At 37.7% G+C, this 19,199-nt stretch carries 17 protein-coding genes and 3 pseudogenes; 6 read left to right on the top strand and 14 right to left on the bottom strand.

Features of this window, described 5'->3' with window-relative positions; genetic code table 11:
- Window positions 1-567 precede the first annotated feature (567 nt).
- The 3 genes from JOD45_RS10545 to JOD45_RS10535 all read right to left on the bottom strand — a co-directional run bounded on the left by JOD45_RS10545 (window position 568) and on the right by JOD45_RS10535 (window position 2,638).
- Window positions 568-1,728, bottom strand: coding sequence for a DUF262 domain-containing protein (locus JOD45_RS10545; protein WP_205003852.1), 1,161 nt, complete (start codon window positions 1,726-1,728; stop codon window positions 568-570).
- A 252-nt stretch (window positions 1,729-1,980) separates the two neighbouring features.
- Window positions 1,981-2,412 carry a hypothetical protein gene (locus JOD45_RS10540; protein WP_205003851.1) on the bottom strand — a complete coding sequence of 144 codons (432 nt, stop codon included), beginning with the start codon at window positions 2,410-2,412 and terminating at the stop codon, window positions 1,981-1,983.
- Entirely contained in the window at window positions 2,405-2,638 is a 234-nt protein-coding gene (locus JOD45_RS10535; protein ID WP_205003850.1) for a hypothetical protein, read from the bottom strand. The genes JOD45_RS10540 and JOD45_RS10535 overlap by 8 nt, the downstream gene beginning before the upstream one ends.
- Before the next feature lie 736 nt (window positions 2,639-3,374).
- Between JOD45_RS10535 and JOD45_RS10530 the strand changes: the two genes are divergently transcribed.
- Together JOD45_RS10530 and JOD45_RS17035 are read left to right on the top strand one after the other, a co-directional pair.
- A complete protein-coding gene (locus JOD45_RS10530; protein ID WP_205003849.1) occupies window positions 3,375-3,569 on the top strand; it encodes a hypothetical protein in 195 nt (64 codons plus the stop codon).
- Window positions 3,570-3,702: 133 nt separating this feature from the next.
- Window positions 3,703-4,059 (top strand): annotated as a pseudogene (locus tag JOD45_RS17035) (transposase); the annotation flags it as partial.
- Window positions 4,060-4,092: 33 nt separating this feature from the next.
- Here JOD45_RS17035 and JOD45_RS10520 read toward each other — a convergent pair.
- From JOD45_RS10520 to JOD45_RS10505, 4 genes are all read right to left on the bottom strand, one after another.
- Window positions 4,093-5,097 carry a 2-hydroxyacid dehydrogenase gene (locus JOD45_RS10520; protein WP_205003847.1) on the bottom strand — a complete coding sequence of 335 codons (1,005 nt, stop codon included), beginning with the start codon at window positions 5,095-5,097 and terminating at the stop codon, window positions 4,093-4,095.
- Window positions 5,098-5,147: 50 nt separating this feature from the next.
- Window positions 5,148-5,906, bottom strand: a complete 759-nt coding sequence (locus JOD45_RS10515; RefSeq protein ID WP_205003846.1) for a 3-oxoacyl-ACP reductase family protein — start codon at window positions 5,904-5,906, stop codon at window positions 5,148-5,150.
- Window positions 5,907-5,909: 3 nt separating this feature from the next.
- Window positions 5,910-7,427 carry an FGGY-family carbohydrate kinase gene (locus tag JOD45_RS10510; protein WP_205003845.1) on the bottom strand — a complete coding sequence of 506 codons (1,518 nt, stop codon included), beginning with the start codon at window positions 7,425-7,427 and terminating at the stop codon, window positions 5,910-5,912.
- Window positions 7,428-7,597: 170 nt separating this feature from the next.
- Window positions 7,598-8,389 (bottom strand): class I fructose-bisphosphate aldolase, encoded by a 792-nt coding sequence (locus tag JOD45_RS10505; protein WP_205003844.1) that lies wholly within the window; start codon window positions 8,387-8,389, stop codon window positions 7,598-7,600.
- Window positions 8,390-9,168: 779 nt separating this feature from the next.
- Here JOD45_RS10505 and JOD45_RS16775 point away from each other — a divergent pair.
- Together JOD45_RS16775 and JOD45_RS10500 are read left to right on the top strand one after the other, a co-directional pair.
- Window positions 9,169-9,297: a hypothetical protein gene (locus JOD45_RS16775; protein ID WP_275583957.1), complete on the top strand. Its 129-nt coding sequence runs from the start codon at window positions 9,169-9,171 to the stop codon at window positions 9,295-9,297.
- 245 nt (window positions 9,298-9,542) lie between these two features.
- Window positions 9,543-9,860: a helix-turn-helix domain-containing protein gene (locus JOD45_RS10500; RefSeq protein ID WP_205003843.1), complete on the top strand. Its 318-nt coding sequence runs from the start codon at window positions 9,543-9,545 to the stop codon at window positions 9,858-9,860.
- A 183-nt stretch (window positions 9,861-10,043) separates the two neighbouring features.
- Here JOD45_RS10500 and JOD45_RS10495 read toward each other — a convergent pair whose 3' ends face one another.
- Window positions 10,044-10,421, bottom strand: a complete 378-nt coding sequence (locus JOD45_RS10495; RefSeq protein ID WP_205003842.1) for a hypothetical protein — start codon at window positions 10,419-10,421, stop codon at window positions 10,044-10,046.
- 237 nt (window positions 10,422-10,658) lie between these two features.
- On the opposite strand from JOD45_RS10495, the gene JOD45_RS10490 reads away from it, so the two are divergent.
- On the top strand, window positions 10,659-10,844 hold the full coding sequence (locus JOD45_RS10490) for a hypothetical protein (RefSeq protein WP_205003841.1): 186 nt from the start codon (window positions 10,659-10,661) through the stop codon (window positions 10,842-10,844).
- A 1,375-nt stretch (window positions 10,845-12,219) separates the two neighbouring features.
- Here JOD45_RS10490 and JOD45_RS10485 read toward each other — a convergent pair.
- A pseudogene (locus tag JOD45_RS10485) lies at window positions 12,220-13,004 on the bottom strand (DMT family transporter).
- 143 nt (window positions 13,005-13,147) lie between these two features.
- Here JOD45_RS10485 and JOD45_RS10480 point away from each other — a divergent pair.
- Window positions 13,148-14,039, top strand: a pseudogene (locus tag JOD45_RS10480) (AraC family transcriptional regulator).
- A 155-nt stretch (window positions 14,040-14,194) separates the two neighbouring features.
- On the opposite strand, the gene JOD45_RS10475 reads toward JOD45_RS10480, so the two are convergent.
- From JOD45_RS10475 to JOD45_RS10455, 5 genes are all read right to left on the bottom strand, one after another.
- Window positions 14,195-15,121 (bottom strand): phosphotransferase, encoded by a 927-nt coding sequence (locus JOD45_RS10475; protein WP_205003840.1) that lies wholly within the window; start codon window positions 15,119-15,121, stop codon window positions 14,195-14,197.
- 401 nt (window positions 15,122-15,522) lie between these two features.
- Entirely contained in the window at window positions 15,523-16,140 is a 618-nt protein-coding gene (locus tag JOD45_RS10470; RefSeq protein ID WP_205003839.1) for a nitroreductase family protein, read from the bottom strand.
- 190 nt (window positions 16,141-16,330) lie between these two features.
- Window positions 16,331-16,966, bottom strand: a complete 636-nt coding sequence (locus tag JOD45_RS10465; protein WP_205003856.1) for an NAD(P)-dependent oxidoreductase — start codon at window positions 16,964-16,966, stop codon at window positions 16,331-16,333.
- Between the two features lie 99 nt (window positions 16,967-17,065).
- Complete coding sequence (locus tag JOD45_RS10460) at window positions 17,066-17,506, bottom strand: Rrf2 family transcriptional regulator (RefSeq protein WP_205003838.1); 441 nt, start codon at window positions 17,504-17,506, stop codon at window positions 17,066-17,068.
- Between the two features lie 286 nt (window positions 17,507-17,792).
- Window positions 17,793-18,665 carry a YitT family protein gene (locus tag JOD45_RS10455; protein WP_205003837.1) on the bottom strand — a complete coding sequence of 291 codons (873 nt, stop codon included), beginning with the start codon at window positions 18,663-18,665 and terminating at the stop codon, window positions 17,793-17,795.
- Window positions 18,666-19,199 lie beyond the last annotated feature (534 nt).

Below are 19,199 nucleotides of genomic sequence, written 5' to 3'. Positions count from 1 at the left end.
GAGTACCTCATACTCTTATTACACAGCCGGTCTGAAAATAGATCAACCCACCTTAAAAATTTAAAATTAGTGTCTTGACAATGGGGTCCACCTTACACAGTGAGAATCGGATCAATATCAATAGCTGAAAAAATAGCTTCAAATCGTTGGGCAGGTTCTAAATCATATAATTCTTGCAGGTCAAAAGGCTTACTTGTCGTATAATAGTCATAGGGAGTATTCCTCCAATCTCTGTAGTTTTGTGTAGCAATTTACTATTTCGAGATTTGGGGAGGGACTCCTTTTTTAACATTCTAAACCCCTTGTGTCTCAAGGGCTGTTATTTATGAAATTCATTCAAATACGAGACATTTAAAGAACTTTCTGTTGCGATCGATGAGTATACAATTTTATAAATCACGACAGATATCAAAAACGACTAAACGGCCTCTTCTCTATGGAATATAGAGCCGAAGCCGCTTAGATCATTTTTACTATTTCTACTGTTTACTTGACAGAGGGCAGTTCATGGGATCAAAATTAGGCGGTCTATTTATCATGTAAAATTGTAATTTAATAAAACCATCCCTACCGGAGCAATGCCCCCTCTAATTCTACCTTGATCTTGTCACAACACATTTTCTGTACAGTATAACTTGTCGTCGATTCCCTGCCGACATTATAAAAGTGAGCTTTATCCATTCCTTCACGAATAGCCTCATAAATCTTTAAAAAATCTTGTTTCTGTCCATCAAGTAAGCCCATCTTTTTTAACCACCGATATGACATGACTATTGGAATGACATAACTGATTAAAAATTTATTGACACCCCTAGGCGGCTTCCGATCAATTAGCTGTCTAGAAAATATGTAAGTCACACCTGATTTTTTTGAAAGTTGATCACAAAAGGATAAAAAGCCATGCAAAAATTGTTTAACATCCTCTTTTTTCTTTTCTAAAGATTCTTGAGGAAGCTGCTGCATAGTTTTCATAAACGATGCCACATATCTAGGCGTATCATTTTTACCTTTAATTAATCCAATTTCGTTATAAGCAAGCATCACGTACAAAATATAATTAATATACTTATCCCTAATACGCTTTTCATTTACATTGAGTAACTGATACCAACTTTCATTTTTAATGAGATCTTGAACATACTCTTTAAACCAAAAAGAAAAGTCGGAACGGAACAATACTTCATTTAGCTCCTGCTTTGTCAAAGGGTTTGTTTCTTGATTGAATCGCAAGAATACCTCGTATTCTAATTCTGGATTGGTATCTATGTCGATGGAGTCCAAACGAATTTGGCTACTAAACTCTAATTTATTACGAAGCTTAGGCGGCAAATCCATGAACCTTCTCCCTTCCAAAGGGGTTAGGATTTTTAATGCTTTAAGGGCATATTCGTTGTTCATAAAGCGATAAATCGAATTAAGACGGTGCATCCCATCAATGACATTAAAAAGGACTATATCCTTTGATGTATTTTTAGATAAATAGATAACTGGAATAGGGATGTCCAATAAAAGTGATTCAATAATTGACGATTCCTTTTTAACAGAAAATTTATATTCCCTTTGATATTCCGGATCTAAAACTATGCCAGAATGGACTTTATTATAGCCATCTTTAATTCTTTGAACCAGATTGTGAGCGGTTAAAATATCACTTTGGGTTTGACATCGCCATTTTTCAAAGTCAATTCCCTCTAAAGGATCGAGTAACTCTTTTTGGCATGTTTCCATATTCTCTCCTCCAAATATTATATTGTAAAAGAAAATGTTTTACCTAAAAAAGTACAACTTTTAACGAGAGATATTAAATATGTACGCACAATGACTAATGTCACTCAGAAAAAAATGTTAAAAGCTCCATAAGCAAACCATGAGATGACAAGAAGCCATATCATAAGAAAATATAACGAGAACAACACTAATAAAATACATTGGAAAGCTTCATAGGTCTGAACCCGTGCGGCAATGCAAATAAAATACTTCCTAACAATATCCAGAATATAATAAATAACCTTTTTTCACAACAAAAAAATTATTAAGAATATTTAGGTGAAACTTATTGGCATGTTTAGATTCATAGTTGTCGTTGGCTGCCACTGCCTTTTCTCCCCATCTAGGGAAAGAAGGTTCATTCATCATTTCTTGCCGTCTCTTTCTCTCATTAAGAGCCATTTCAACATCTGTCCGAAGATCGCCAGGATCCTTTGGACTAGTACCTGCAAAGGCAATAACGACTTGATTGGCATGTTTAAAAACTTTGGCTTGAAAGCCGCTTTTTTTGTCTTTTGTAGTCCATTTTTTACCATCAGCAATTTTCCATTCTTTATGACCCATTGTTTTTTCGTCTCTCATATTTTTGTTATACGATTTATTAGCTAAAATGTAATATTCTTTATCTTTCACCGTATTAGTCATGTTCTATACCTCCGACCGCCCACTGATCATTTTCGTCTCTAACCATATCTACACCAATTTCTTTTTTAGATTTACCGATAATATCGTCTAAAGTAAGAACTCCCATTGGAGAAATCTCATAGCCTTTGAATTTGGGATTTTTGATTCCTTCTTTTTCCTTTATATATTTCTCCGCCACTTTTTCGGCTTGTGCTACTATTTCTCTTTCGCCTTGTTTATGCTTCAAATAGACACCTCCTATCAAAATGATGAAAACTAAAACAACAATACCGATAGTTATCCAGAGTTTCTTTTTAATCTTCAACCAACACCTTTTATTGACATTAGGTTAATTTTACCATTTGTTTCAATATAACCAAAACCATTTTTTGTTAATTTAAAAATAACAGCTGAGGGTGCTTTCCTCGACTATTTTATTCTCCTTATTTTAAGTTCCCCGCAAACGATGGAAATTTTTTTAAAAATATTAATGATATTGATATTTACATTTACAAATCTTAAAAGCTCATCCTATTTAATCAGAAGATTTCGTTAACAATATAGCGAAAATCATTAAGAATGTTACAATGTTCTAAAGAGTTTATTTTCCATGGGTTTAATTTTATTAAATGGAACTATTGTATGAGAGGGTATTTATTTTATGCAACTTGTAAATTCGAATAATTTGAGGATTTTAGCAGTTTTGCTTTGTGTTGTTTCATTGTTTTCAGTGCCCCTTACCCCTTTAGCCAATGCAGCGGGTATGAGTCCTGAATAAAAAGCTATTCAAAAGGCTGCTAGTAATCTTGAGTTTATTTCAATAAAACTACGACTCAAAAGAACGATAAATATATAACAACTAATGAACAAGCACTTATTGATAGGTTTGGAAAAGAAAACTTGAAAAGCGTTAGATATTTGACAGGTTTGACAAATGGAGAAGATCCTGCAAGTACATAAAAAAGGAGGAGGCAAAAAAATTTATGGGAAAACATCAAAGTGACTTTGTCATGATTTTAGTCGTGGTTTTGAGCTTGTTTATTCAAAATGCGTTTAAGTCTGTATTCCATTACAACTTTTTCGTTAGCCTTCTTATTACAGTAGCAATTGCAGTGATGTTATTCTTTATTTTTCGATTCGCTAGGCGACTTGATAGCAAAACAGACCCAGGAAAATAACTTTCTTAAAAAACTCTAGAAAATAAGATTAGGGCTGGGGGCTGTCCAAAAAGTCAGTATAACTGACTTTTTGGCGCCCCTTTTTCATTTTTTATTTAAAAAAGTACACAAAAAAATCGCCCAATCTTGTAAAATGAAGTTACCACACAAACATTTAAAGAAAGGACGATTTTTTATGAGTAATCATGATAATTATAACACGCAAATGACATTTCTTCCAGAGACAGAGGATAAAAAGAACGCCAAAAGACAATTAGCCCCTACTTTCAAACCATATAATAATCGTCAAGTTCAAGCTATTTTTGATATTGAATCACTCATACCAGAGCATCATGCCGCACGTGTGGTGGATGAAATGGTTGAAGCTGTGCCAGATGACCAATTGTTTTCTCATTATAAAGGCGGCAGAAGTTCCTATCATCCGAAAATGATGCTTAAAATCATTCTCTATGCTTATTCCCAAAAGGTTTACTCTTGTCGCGGCATCGAAAACGAAAATAGGAATTCATCATTAAATGCCGTTTCATTCAATTTGCGCTTCCAAATAGCTGATTAAATACTTAGAAAGCTTCTTTGGCGTATTGCGAAAAGCATCGTTTGTACTGCCTGCCAAGTGCGAGGTCAGTGTGACATTATCCAGCTGTACCAGCGGGCTGTTATCTGGGAGAGGTTCACGATCAAAAGTATCCAACGCCGCACCGGCAATCTCGTTATATCGCAAGGCTTTAATAAGATCATCTTCCTTTACAAGGCCGGAGCGTGCCGAATTGACAAAGATCGCTGTATCCCTCATTTTTTGAAAGTGTTCGAAGCGAATCATATGTTTTGTTTCTTCCGTCAGCCGGGCATGCATTGAAACAACATCAGACTGCTTAAGCAAAGTGTCCAGATTTACTTGTTCGTAATCCGTTTGACCGTTAAAATACGGGTCATAAAAAATAACCCGCATATCGAAACCGCTTAGGAAACGGCCAACGAGCCGGCCAATGTTCCCTAGGCCGATCAAACCGACAGTTCTGTCTTCAAGTTCCGGAACGAAGGCACTATTCGGGAAATCCTTTCGCCATCGTCCCTTTTTCAAAGCAGCATGTGAACGGGCAATATTTCGCATTTCCGATAAGATTAATCCAACGGTGAATTCTGCGACGCTTCGAGCGTTTCGCCCAGGTGTGTTGATTACTTTAATATTTTTCTCCTTCGCTAATTTCTCGTTGATATTTTCCTTTCCGCCGCGAAGAACACCGATAACCTTTAATTGTTGAGCAGCTCGAATCACTTTTTCATTAATCGGCGCAAATTGCGTAATGAGTATGTCAAACGTTTCTATATCTTTAAGTAAAGTTTGAGGGAGGTTAACAGCTTCGCTGCCGCCTTGTTCTATTGCCAAATTGTCTTTCTGAAGCTCCTCCAAATTTTTATGTTTCCATTCCCTAATAGTCACGTCAATGCCGGCCTTTGCCAGCTCTTTTAACCCTTCTTCCATCATATCGCCTGGGATGAACAAATCTGTAATAGCTAAGCATTTCAATATTCACACTTCCCTACCCTTTATAAAATGTTTCGGCCTAATGATTGCAACTAGCGCATCAGCATGCCGCCCGTGGCATCTATTGTTGCTCCTGTTAGGTAATTTGCTTTTTCTGAGACAAGAAAAATGGCAATGCCGGCAATTTCTTTCGGTGCTGCTGCCCGGCCGAGCGGTATCCGGTTAAGATAATAATCTTTGCGCTTCTCAAGTGAATCTCTTATCATGTCAGTCTCTACAATACCTAATGCCAAGTTATTAACGTTAATCCCGCTCTTAGCCACCTCGCGAGCGAGAGAGATAGTAAAACCGACCATTCCTGCCTTGCTTGCCGCATAATGAGCATGTCCAGTCGTTGATCCGTAAAATGCCGCCTGAGAGGTAATGTTTAATATTTTGCCTTTTCTGTTCTGTTCTAAGCAATAGTTTGTAAAGGCCTGACAAGTCAGGAAGACACTTGTAAGGTTAACATCGAGGGTTTCCTCCCATTCTGTCAAATCCATATCCTTTACATAACATTTGGGCCATATACCCGCATTATTAATGAGGACATCTACTCCGCCAAAATCTCGAATGGCTTTATGGACTGACTCAGCGGCCTCATTGGTATCAGCTAAATTAACTTGATAGGCAAAAGCTTTACGGCCAAACGATTTAATGCTTTCAACAACTTCCTGTGCTTTTTCACGATGGCTTCGATAAGTGAGAGCAACATTAGCGCCTTCCTTAGCTAATGCCAGAGCAATCGCCCGGCCCACTCCTCGAGACCCTCCTGTGACAATGGCGTTTTTTTCTTTAAGGCCAAGTTCCATTTGTTAACCGCCTGCCTTCCATACGTTTTCCATCTTTTTCAAAGCAGCTTTGTAGTGCTCGTACTTCCTTCTATAAATCGGTGCCTTTTCCTTATTCGGCTTAATGATACGGTCGATTTTCACCATTTTATCTGCCGCTTTTTTGATAGATTCATAGCATCCTGTCATTACACCCGCGCACATAGCTGTGCCAAGCGTGCCTTGTTCTTTTGCTTCGACAATCTCCAGCGGCATCTGCAGACAGTCAGCGAACATTTGCAGCCATACGTCCGATTTTGCGACACCCCCGGCAATGCGGGCCGCTTCAAGCTTTTTTCTGTATTTAACTAAACGTTCAATATGATACATATGGCTAAATACGATGCCCTCGTAAACCGCTTGCAATAAATGTCCCCTTTGATGCCAGCTGTTCATACCAATAAAACAGGCATTGGCATTTGAAACTGTATTTGATCCAAATAGAAATGGGAAAAACAAAAGGTCACTTTCCTCTGAAGAAACGGAAGCGACTAATTCGTTGCAGAGTTCGTATACCGACTGGCCTTGACTTTCAGCCACAATTTTTTCTTTAATCATAAATCTGTCAATAAACCATTCAAGATTACTGGCAGATGTAGGACTTGCTTCAGTTATCAGCCAATAATCATCCAAACAGTAGATCGATGTCATAAATAAATGTTTATCAATGACCGGCATTTTTGTGATATATTCATTAATACTCCATGTACCGGCAACAATGCATAGCTTATTTTCTTCGACAAGGCCTGAAGCGACGGCTGAAGCAGCAATATCAAAAACCCCTCCGGCAACCGGCGTACCTGCTTTAAGACCCGTTAATTGCGCCGCTTCTTCAGTAACGTAACCGCATATATCAGTGGATTGTCTAAGCGGGGGGAGCTTGGAAATCATATCCTCCAGCCCGAAAAAAGCAAGCAAATCCTTATCAAAACACCGCTCTCTCACATTCAACAGGCTTGTTCCGGATACATCAGTCAGCTCCAAATGGGTTTCACCCGTCAGCTTAAAGCGCAGAAAATCTTTGACCATCAATATATCATCTGTTTGCTCAATCACTTCTGGTTCATGATCTCTAAGCCAAGCCAGCAAGGCAACCGGCTGACCCGCCCATACCGACTGCATAGTTTTGGGAAGCACTTCTGTTTCAAAACGCGGATTCCTGTACCATTCATCAATATATGTCTTAGCTCGCTGATCGGTTGAAATAATGCCGTTGTAAGCCGGCTTGCCGTCTTTTCTTATCAAATAAAGGCCGTTTCCATGCCCCGTCACCGATACGCCGGAAATTTGACCGGCGTCGATTCTGGACTTTTCAATAACTTCTCTGATCACTTCAACATTTGCCTTCCACAGCTCATCCAAATCACGTTCCGTACGAAAAGGCTTGGGCATCATCATTTTGGTCTTTCGCGAGGCAATTGCCGCCTCTTTACCCGTCAACGTATAAAGCGCTGCCTTTGTAACGGTTCCGCCATTATCAATCCCAAGCAAATAGTTCTCCAAGCCCGTCCCCCCTTTTTGAAAAAGCAAATATATCATCCCAAAGTTGACCATCAATTTCTGCCATTCTTTGAGGTTAATAGGTTAAGTTCATCTTATTTTCTTGTCACTGACTTGAACCCGCCGGATTCCAGCAAAGTGTTCTTATACATCGTATGCGGGGCTTTGTTTTATCATGCATGATAGGCTTCATAAGCCTCTTCAACCGTACCATTCTGATGTATCATCACATTCAATCCGGCCACAACTCCCGCTGGATTATCACTTTGCGTAATATTCCGGCCAACAGCAACCCCTTTTGCGCCTACATCCATGCAATGCTTAACGAATTTGAAATAATCTAGAATGTGATCTGCTTTCGGTCCGCCTAAAGCAAGTACAGGTCTTTGGGCACTGCTAATGATCTTAGCGTCTCCGGACTCGCCGGAAAATCGCGTCTTAATGATATCTGCACCAAGTTCTGTTCCGATCCGCGCCCCAGCGGCAATAACATCAGGATGGCCGGAAGCTTCATTCGTTATCGCATAGCCATATGGCAAGGTCTCGCACATGAATGGCATTTGCCACTTGTCTGCCTCACGAGCCAATTCCCAAGCCGCTTCGTGTGAAGAAGCTTCACTAGATGCACCTGGGAACGTCATGGCAATCACACCATCTGCCCCAAGCTTCAGTGCATCCTCAATCGATATGAGACGAGTTGTACCAGGGACATTCGGATCAAACACACGGGTTGATATATCAGCACGAACGAGCATCCCCACTTGTGTTAATGAACTTTCATACGTCTTCGCCATCCCATACGTCACAATCACCGCATCAAGGCCATTTTCAATCATCTTTGGCAATTGAGCGATCGCATCATCAATCCCCGCTGTTTTTGTTGAAAAATAACAGCCATCTAAAGCCAACGTTATCGACTTGCCATCTTCAGCGAATATCTTAGACATCCGTCTCGTTTTTTCCATGCAGACTCCCCCATTCAAAAACTGGTGTTTTCCACAATGAAATCTCCGTAAAGGATAACCAAAACTATGTCTTAAAGGATGATTGATTAATATAATTCCTGGCCAGAAAAAGTTTATGACTCATGAGTTGTCATATGACAGCTTATTTTTTAGATGACATCATTAGAAGGGCAAAAAAATGAAAAAGAGGCTGTCCAAAAAGTCAGTTGCCTTGACTTTGGACAGCCCCCTTAACGCTTAAACAGCCATCGACCAATGATAAAAGCTAAATAACCGCCGGAACAAATTAATAATAATTGCCAAATCATTGATGCAAATGAGAAAAGATCCACTTTATCACCCTCATTAAATTATTTGTCCTATTTAAATAAATTTTTTAATAGAGTCCCCTGCAACTTTTCTATTTCATCACCAAATATATTACTACAAATCCCCTATTATAGGCGGCTTTATTTGTGAAATAACTCCGATAAATCAATATATTGACGAACTTGTACTCCACGTATGGCAAAAATCAGAACAATACTCAGAGGAAAAAATAGATCAGCTGATTGAACATTATTAGACCGTCGAAAGAAGACAAATATAAATGGATAAATGTACCTTATCGTACCTATCTTTTTTGCCTTTTCACCTATTTTGATCTTGTCATTTTACCTGTTTTAGCTCTGTATGAAAATATATACTGGACTTCCAAAAACGGCGCAGAAAATCGTGACATCGGTCTTTAAAGGGATGTCATAACCTAATGACGAATAAATAGTTGGAGGTGTGCTGCCATGACTGTTGTCTATAAATCTAGAGATGTCATTTCTAAACTGAACATAAAAGAATCAGCATTTAAAAAGTACATTTCTATCCTTGAAAAAGAAGGCTATACAGTAAAAGCTCTACAAAGTTATATTTAAGCCATATTGCACAGAAATTCAATGTATTATTAATCATTTTCGTTATATATGGGGTGATTAAGCACTTATTTATTCGGTGGCCATGAAAGATTATTCAGTGAATTTTTTCCTTTTAAATGAGATTTTGTGTTAAATTTGTTTCGCAACTTATAGTTGCGTAAAAGAAACAGGTGTCTGCTAGTTAATTTAACGATTGTCGTTTATATTTAAAGCATACGATCATATAGGGCAGGTGAACCGACTTTATGAACTTATCTCATAATCTAAAGAAAAAAAGAGAGGAACATAACCTTTCACAAGAAGATGTTGCTCAAATTCTAAATATTTCAAGGCAATCTGTTTCAAAATGGGAAAATGGAAATTGCTATCCAGATTTAGATAATTTAATCCGCTTAAGTGATTTATACCGTATCTCTTTAGATGAACTGATTAAAGGAGATAAAGATTTTCAAAAAAATATTGTAATAAAAGAGACTAATAAACAAAGCTTTCCAATATGGCTTCCTTTCGCAATTATAGGAATGCTTTATGGTTTAGTTGGAATGATTTTATATCATTTTTAATGACTATATGCCGGACTAACTTTATGTTAGTTCGTTTTTTATTTTTAAAAAAGCTTGCCTATGGAATATACAAGCTCCATTTGAAGCGCCTAGTGAGATGAAGCCAATATTATATAAAACAGGGGTCATGCCGCTTAACTTGATAAATTGCGGTGGGACCCCTAAAGATGAGTTCTTTTAAAGTTATTCGTGCAATACTTTTTCAGAAGGCTGATATTTTAGTTTTTTTATCAATTTGTCATGAATCCCGACTTCATTACCTTCTACAACTGCTGTGAATATTATTTTTTTACTTGAAGGATCGTAATGAAAAATGTAATAATTTTGTTTGTTTTTTTCGTTTTTCACGAAAACAGTTTTAGAAAAACCTATAGGTGCGAACGGTGAATTAAACATAGGGAAATGTACAGATTTAATCTCTTTTTTGGGGATACCATAATCTGCGATATATTGATCGATTTTCTCTTCGGCCACTTTCCTATTGTAAAGATGTATCATTAAGGAAATACCCGCTGCAAAAATAATAAAAATTAAAATAATAAAAAATATCCTTTCAATCATCTTAATCCCCCTTTTTAATAAGTATAAACTTTAGAGGGCTTATACTTGTTGTAAAATACGATTAATTAAATGGTAAGGCATAACATATCCACTGGGGACGTATCGGTAAAGCTTTAAATTCATTGTCTTTATCGAAGAAACCTCTTCGGAAAAAGTAAAAAGGTTTTTATAGCCTATTTTCCAAATGAAATTTATGGTAAAATTCAAATAGATAATCAATTAAAAAGGAGATTACTAATGCATCCAAAACTAGGCTACATAGTCAATTTAGCGGTTACCATTATATGCTTATTCATTTTTCCTGAGTTTATTTTGAAAAGCCATCCAATATATGCGCTCATTATAGGGGCAATACTTGCTATTATAATAAATACCGTTCTCGGTGCAAAATGGAGACCTTGGAAATCGATTAAATCCGAATAATAAACTGATTAGTATTCAATAATGAACCGGTTCTCTAAAAACGCTAAGGGATTCTCATAAAGTATACCCATCTAACCATTTTGCTTGAATAAGGAGTTTAGGAACCCCTGAATAAAAAAGCCGATTCCCTAAAATAATTGAGAATCGGTCTTTATTTTAAGTGCCTCTCATCTAACTACTTTTTACACCTTTGAATTTATTTTTTTTATTAACCAATGACAGTACCCCTACAATAAAACAAGGACCGCAAATCAAAAGGCTCATTGTTATATCTGACTTAATATAAAACCTAAAAAACAAAAATCCTAAAAAGCTAATGATTAAGTAAAAGTAAGCAGTTTTTTTGCTAAAAGATTTATAAGGCATGTAAATATCACCTCTTTTCTAAATATAATACCTCAACTTTTTCAACTTCTAAACACATTAATTTAAAATGGTCATAATATGGAGGGTGCTTATATGTATGAATATGAATTTTGTTAATATTAAAATAAAACACAAACCTAAGGAGAACAAAAGCTGCGAGACTATTATAAAAATTATGCGAAAGATGGGCGGCAGCTACATACAGTTCTTCCACTCTCTTCAACAACTGGAGGAACGACTGATTTAAAACTCATTTTTGAAAAAGAAGTTCAATAATGAGATCTCATCAAAATTAAAATTGATGGCTAAAGATGATTAAAAGAACAATTTTAATAACGGACAACTTCCAGACTACATACTACCAATATCATACATCGGAAATTAACTTGTTAAAAAGGGTGTAAAAAATGAAAAATATTAGATCACTAATTGCCGGTCGTACAATTTGGATATTCTTAGCCTTATTATTTGTGATAGCTGACTATTGTGTTTCATTTTATATCATCGGAAATTTTTTTGAATCAAAATACCTTGGTTTTGTAATTTTCATTTTTATTTTCTTTGGAGTCAGCAGGTTGAGAATGCCAAAAAAATACAAACACCTATTATTCCAAAAAAATTCTTAATCACATACTTTAGATTGCCTTAATGGTAAGAGTTAGAGAGAAAATTATATAAGAGGGCAATGTTTGCCTATATATAGAGTTAAAAAGGGGAATTTTAAAAGATGCCAATCCTATTGATTGACATCTGCTAAAATAAATCAGCTACTTATGTTTTTTACCCCTAACTAAAAAGTTTCTCAATGATTTTTAAATATTTGTTGCGTGGCACGACATAAATATTAGGTCTGTAAACATGTGCGGGAAAAGCAACACACCTGCTTTCTGCAACCGCTAAAGTTCCTTTTTAAGCCATCCGTTCATATGCCGTTAATAAGATCTAACATAGAAAAGTCTCATTCTTGCGCTAATTATGTTAACTGGTTTTTTATGGGTTATACAATGGTTTAAGAACCTGTGAAAAGGTCTTTTTGTTTTTGCTCGCCCTCAAATCTTGTTATTCCTCTTGTTCGAGCTGTCTTGTTTGCCTTCTTCTCTGAAGAAGATTTGTTTAACGCAAGCAAGATGATCATGCCAATCAAACAAGCTGTGCCGAGCCATTGGAAAAATCCAAACGGTTCGTTTAGCCAGAAGACAGTGGTTAAAACAGCTGACAGCGGTTCAATACTGCCGAGCAGACTGGATTCTTTCGGTGCTAAGCTTTCTAAACTTTTAATATAAAACCTGAAGGCTATCATCGTGCCGAAAATAATCACAAAAATAAGATAAACATAACCCCTGGCGGTACGGATAATTGTGAGAAAGAACCGTTTGTTAATAACAAAAAACAACCGACTAAAGCGAGAATGACACTAATGAAATCATTGCGCGTCGGGACCGTTTGCCTGCGGGCAAGCAAATAAAGAATGATCATCACCGGCGCTAAATATTGCAATAACGTGGCCACTGCGGCATTTCCGTAATGAATGGAAGCCATGTACGTATATTGCACTGCGAGCATACCGAATAAGCCAAATATCACCAAAGAGAAAGCCGCCTTTCGATTTTTCCACACTGTCCAAATTTGCGCACGCTGTCTGCCGCAAAAGTGAACCGCTAATAATAATAAACCTGCAATCAATAGCCGTACGGTGACCAGCCAATTAACGTCGACATGATACTGCTGAAATAACTTCTTCGAGACGGTGCCGCCAATGCCCCAAAAGGCCGCACCGATAATCACAAGAAAAATCCCTTTCCTCTATTCATGAAGCATCCACCTCTAAGTATAAAAATAATGCTATAATCGTATTTAATCATAAAAGAAAAACATTGATATGAATACGAAAATCGAATTAAAAAATATAAATATATTAAGGTGAAGCGGCGATGCAGATTAAGGATTTTTCGATGGATCGGCAATTAAAGGAACAAACCCCGCACCGCACATCCATATTGCCGGTCGCATGTTATGAAACGACGATTCGTGAACATATCCGCGGTTATATTCCATTGCATTGGCATGACGAATTTCAATTTGTACTTGTTTGTACAGGCAGCGCTATTTTTCAAATGAATGAAGAAAAACAAATCGTACATTCTGGCGAGGGATTGTTCATTAACAGCGGTTGTTTGCATATGGCAAAAGATGCGCATAAGTCGCGTTGTACGTATCTTTGTTTAAACGTGTCCCCCCCATTTCGTATTGGCACGTGAATTATATGACACCTTCGTTGAACCGTATATCCGAGCCACCAATCTTCCGTATTTACACTTGACACCGGACGTTATATGGGCACAAGAAATTCTGCATGCTATACGTCGCATTCACCAATACATTGAAGCAAAAGACGCCTGCTATGAGATTGACGTAAGCAGTGAACTGAATCTGCTATGGAAAAATTTTATTTCAAACGGGGTACAGCTTGAATACGCCGAAACTGATCACATTCGCGATGCACGTATGAAGCAGATGCTGCATTGGATTCATTCTCATTATGCAGAAAAAATAAAGTTAGAAGACATTGCCCGTGCCGGTCAATTAAGTCGCTCCGAATGCTGCCGCTATTTCAAGCGTCTATTAAAAACATCACCTCTTCAATACGTCATTGATTATCGCATTCAACAAAGTTTACTATTATTGCAGCAACAGGATAACACTGTCACCGACGTTGCTTTTCAAGTCGGCTTTAACAGCACAAGTTATTTCATTGATACGTTTCGCAAGACGATCGGCATGACTCCGCACATTTACAAAAAGCACCACGAACAAGTATCTGACGCTTGATCAATAGGAAACGCAGCGGCATGAATAAAGGTATTGAGGCTTTTCTAATGCCATGAAAATGACAAAAGGACATTGATCGATGACCAGTGTCCTTTTTATATGAGTCCTTGAATAGTTCACCTAGGGCGTTGTCCTAATGAAAATAAGAAAATTTCCTAGCGCAGTGATCGGCGAAGCTTGTTCAACTTTTTTTCTAAATACGATGATAAATGCTTTTCAATTCCATAAAGGATATCGTTAAAAATAGGGCGCTTACCATAAAATGAAACTATCCGTTCATACATATCACATATATCGACATGCATTGGTATACAATGACGATACCTTTTTAATGTATGCAGCAAAAAATCCTTTCCATAATCCCAATATAATCCGGAAAAATCATAGGCCGGATCTCCTATTTTAGCATCGCCAAAATCAATAATGCCGCTAATCCTCTGTTTGTCCTCGGAATAAATAATGTGATGATGGCTGAGATCTCCATGAATAAGTGTTTTTGGTAAGTCAGCGATGTGCCATTTTGTTAAAAATGTGTCAAATAGTTGGGTCACTTTGACCTGTTCCCATTCCGCAAGCAGCGGGAATACCTTTTGTTTTATATCAGAAAAGTGATCTTCCCAATATGCTTGCGTATGTTCCTCTTCAAGACCTTTTAAATCAATTTGTTTTATATCAAAAGAGTGTATGATGGCCAGCACTTCTCCAAGAGTGTCTGTCATACGATGCCGTTTGATTGGTGAAAGCCTTTGGATTAAATGGGATTTTAAAGGAATTCCTTTAATCATTTTATAAAAACTGCAGACCGGTAACTTGCCCATAGAATCATACATTAGCCTATACATTGGGACTTCAACATTTATTTCAGTGAGAGGATCTTTTATTTTATCTAATAATTGTTTTTCTAACTCAAGTCTTTTTTGAACCTGAACGTTGCGCGGGAATCGAAAAATCCATGTATCGTTAATCATTATGACAATATTATCCCATCCCTGTTCATCAACCTTCCACTTTCTGATTCTAAGATCAGGCAGTTGTTCTGAAATCCATTGCAAACGCTCATGTACGACTGGATGATAAGACATCATGTCACCTCTGATATTTTTTAATGACATTCCTGATTGATTTGGAGAAACAGCGGACCCGTTAAAATGTCTATGACACAGGCTATTTGAAACATGATCTTTTTCGCTTATATCTCTTCGTTTCCTTGCTTTGTTATCATTATTGTATCAGGCAGCAGCACATCATAACATAATTAACTTTGCAAAATTCCTTCTAGTCTGTCTCTCTTTATATCCGCTGCTCATGTCACATTCATAGCAAATCAACGAAATGAAAAAACAATAAAGGAACAACCTCTTTCAATAATAGCAGGCGCGATTGAAAGAGAAAATTTGCAGTCTATGAGCTAAAAATCGGCAACGCTCTTAAATCAGGCTATAAAAAGCCCCCTTGATAGTGCGAATCAAGGGGGGCAAGCCTTTTATTCAAATGATTCATAAGTTATGATATCTTTTGCACCGCGTCGGTAGCCGCGTTCTCTCGTTTCTGCTTCACCTTTGCCAAGTGTAATCATCATGACAGGAATGAGATGGTCCGGCACCTTGAAATCTTTTCGAATCGCTTCAGGATCGAAGCCAATCATTGGGCATGTCTCATAACCCATATTTTTCGCTGCATGCATAAGGGTCATTGCCGCAAGTGAAGCGCCGCGGATGGCTTCGTCTCTTTTTATTTGGTCATCTTGATAAAATTGATGGACGGTATCGACAAGTCCAGCTTTCCCTTCTTCTGGCATATAACCTTTTTCAATCCAATCATCCGCCACTTCATCTGCTCGCTGATAAGCGTTTAAATCACCCAGGACAACAATTGATGCACTGGCATCTGAAACCTTTGGCTGACCCCATGCGTCTTTTTTCAACTGCTCTTTCTTATCTTCCTCAGTAACAATAAGAAAATGCCATTGTTGCAGATTCCAAGCTGACGGAGACAAAGCCGCTGTTTCTATAATTTTTTCGATTTCTTCTTTCGTCATTTTATAATCTTTATCATACTTTTTTACAGACCTGCGTTCATTGGCTAATGATAAGAATTCCATTTTCAAACCTCCGATAATCATTTATTTTATACGAACCATATTTTTATTATAATGAATCGTTTAGAAAAAAATCATTAATCCGAATCAGTATTGAAAACTTTCAATTTCAACTCTTGTTCGAACCGTTATCAATCAGGATGACCTGATGATATTTTTTTGCACCGTTAAATGATCAAGATCTTCTTTTGCATTAATATGCCGCTGTAAATCTTTGGCGGATGAATTGAGGATTTTCGACTTCATCAAGCATAGCAACGGCAAAATCCTCAGCAGAAATATAACTTTCACCATTTTTATCTGTGACCAATTGTTCAGTGCCCGTGCGGTATTTGCCTGTTCTCGTTCCCGATTCAATGGTCGCCGCAGGGGAGAGATTCGTCCAATCGAGGTCGTCTTCATGCCGGTAAATCTCCAGCGCTTTCTCATGGGCTAAGGCGATTGGCTTTACAAAGTCAGGGAATTCAGGAGTATCTGCAAGTTTGACTCCCGGCGCTACTTCTAAGCTTCCGGCTCCTCCTACGGCCAATAACCGGCGAACCCCCGACTGCTTAACGCCATTAACCAAGGAACGAGTTGCTTCTGTCAGCGTTTCTTCTGCACCAGCTGCCGGTCCATACGCACTGATCACAACATCATGTCCAGCCGCAGCTTGAGCCATGCTTTCTTCACTGAAAATGTCCCCCGCTGCAACGCGCAAATTATCGTGCTGGTCTGTCACACGGGAAGGATCACGAACGACCGCTGTCACTTGATGCCCGCGCCGTAATGCTTCTTGCAAAATACGTTGTCCAATCGTTCCTGTGGCACCTACCAATGCAATTTTCATTTTCTGCAACAACCTTTCTTTTTTAAAATCAAAGGAGGGTATAACTGATGTTCAATCTATTTGTTGTAACCAAAACAGTTACAACATATCGAAAAAAAATTAGTTTTTTGAGTCCTTGTTCTTCTTATTGATATCAGAAACCAAATGTTTCATTGTTATCTCGGCTAATACTTGTTCCATAGCTGACTGGGCACGCTCTAAAACCACTTGAAGAACAGATTCGATATTGCGCCCGACTGGACATTCCGGATTTGGCTGGTCGTGGATTTGGAACAGCTGCCCTTCCTCTACAACTTCTACCGCTTTGTACACATCCAGCAAAGTGATTTCGTCCAAGTCTTTAAGAAGATATGCGCCACCTGTTCCAGGCCGAACATTGACTAAACCAGCCTTTTTCAACTTCCCTATCACTCTGCGGATAATCACCGGATTCGTATTAACACTTCCAGCAATCCATTCTGAAGTGCAGCTGGAATTACCGTCGATAGACAGCAAAGATAAAATATGAACAGCCACGGTGAAGCGGCTACTAATTTTCATCAGGACACCCTCCTTAGTTGTAACCATTATAGTTACAACCAGAACCCAAAGTCAAGTGTTTTTTATCAAATAAATTGGGAGAATGATCTCTCTTATCTATACTGCCCTAAATTTCTTGTCATATTCGCTCAGTATTTCACTATATCAATGAGACTTAAGTCAAGCTTAAATTTAAAAACCACCATGCACTCGTCACACTAAAAAAGGTCTAATAGAAAATTAAAGTTCTATCAGACCTTTTAGTCACCTTCAGTGGTTGATGCAATAAAGTATGACCGGATTTTCTTTAATGAATATTATTCTTTCTGAAATTGCCGCCTTTAACTTCGTCTACGTCATATACCGTAACAAAAGCCGTCTCGTCAATTTCATTAATGATCTCTTTCATTTTGCTCTCTTCTAAGCGGTTAATGACGCATGTAATTTCCGTAAATTTTTCATTGGAATAGCCGCCGTAAGCCTCTTTGTACGTTGCACTTCGACCTAAGCGATCACGTATGGTCTCAACCATTAATTGCGGTTGGGTTGTGATAATTTTAAAAGTTTTAGAGCCGCTTAATCCGACTTCAACGATGTGAATCACTTTAGAAGCAATAAAGTAAGCAATTGCAGAAAGAATTGCGCCTTCTAGTCCAAATACGGTTGAAACAAAAATAAATATGAACGCGTTCAAGAAAAGAATGAGATCACTTGTCCCAAACGGTAATTTTCGAGAAAGCAGTACGGCCAGCATATCAATTCCATCTAATGCTCCGCCATTTCGCAATGCCAATCCCATTCCGAAGCCAAGGATAATGCCGCCAACAACGGTAACTAATAAAGTATCCCCTTTAATAATCGCTGTGGTATGATGCATGAGGCTTGTACCAACCGCTAATGAAATGATTCCGATAATTGAATAAATCGCAAAGCTTTTACCAATTTGTTGATAACCTAACCAGATAAAAGGGATGTTTATCACTGCAATTAGAACGCCTAACGGTAATCCAAGCAGTTCTGAGCAGACGATACTAAGGCCTGTCACTCCCCCATCGGATACATTGTTGGGAATTAATACGGTTTCTAGTCCATACGCTGCGATAAATCCCCCGATAATGACTAGTAATCCACGCAAGATCATTTTTAGTTTATTGAGCTTATGTTTTTTGATTGTGCCCATATCATGATTCACCTTTAAACGTTTTATATTATTCATCTTACCATTTTACCCGCTTTAGTTGAACTAAGGATATGTATATCATATTACAAAGTTAGTAAGCATTATCGCCCTTATAAGAACAGCACAAGCCGATTCCCTAAAATAATAGAGAATCGGCATCTATGAACCATTGATTGCAAAAGCAACTCATTAATCTTTCTTTAAATAAAGGGTTGTTAAAGATCAATATTTGTAACAGTAACTATGGCAATGATTTCAATGTCGTCCGCATGGTCTTCAACAATATCAAAGATAGCATCTGCTTATATAAAAGTATATTGAGAGCTTCTTATAGAAACAAGGGGATTAACCTTTCTGGATCTGAATCAATTTCATTTACTCTCTTACTTAGTATTAGTACGTTTGTTATATCCGTATCCGAAAGTTACTTTGAGTTTATCCCAATTGCAATCGTTTTTGGCTTTTGTTATGGCGCCCTTACAAATTTATTTTATATAAGAATTGCTCTAGTTAAGGATGAAAGGTTAAAATCAA

The sequence above is a fragment of the Scopulibacillus daqui genome (assembly GCF_016908855.1).
GTDB lineage: Bacteria > Bacillota > Bacilli > Bacillales > Sporolactobacillaceae > Scopulibacillus_A > Scopulibacillus_A daqui.
This window is presented reverse-complemented; position numbering and strand designations above follow the sequence as displayed.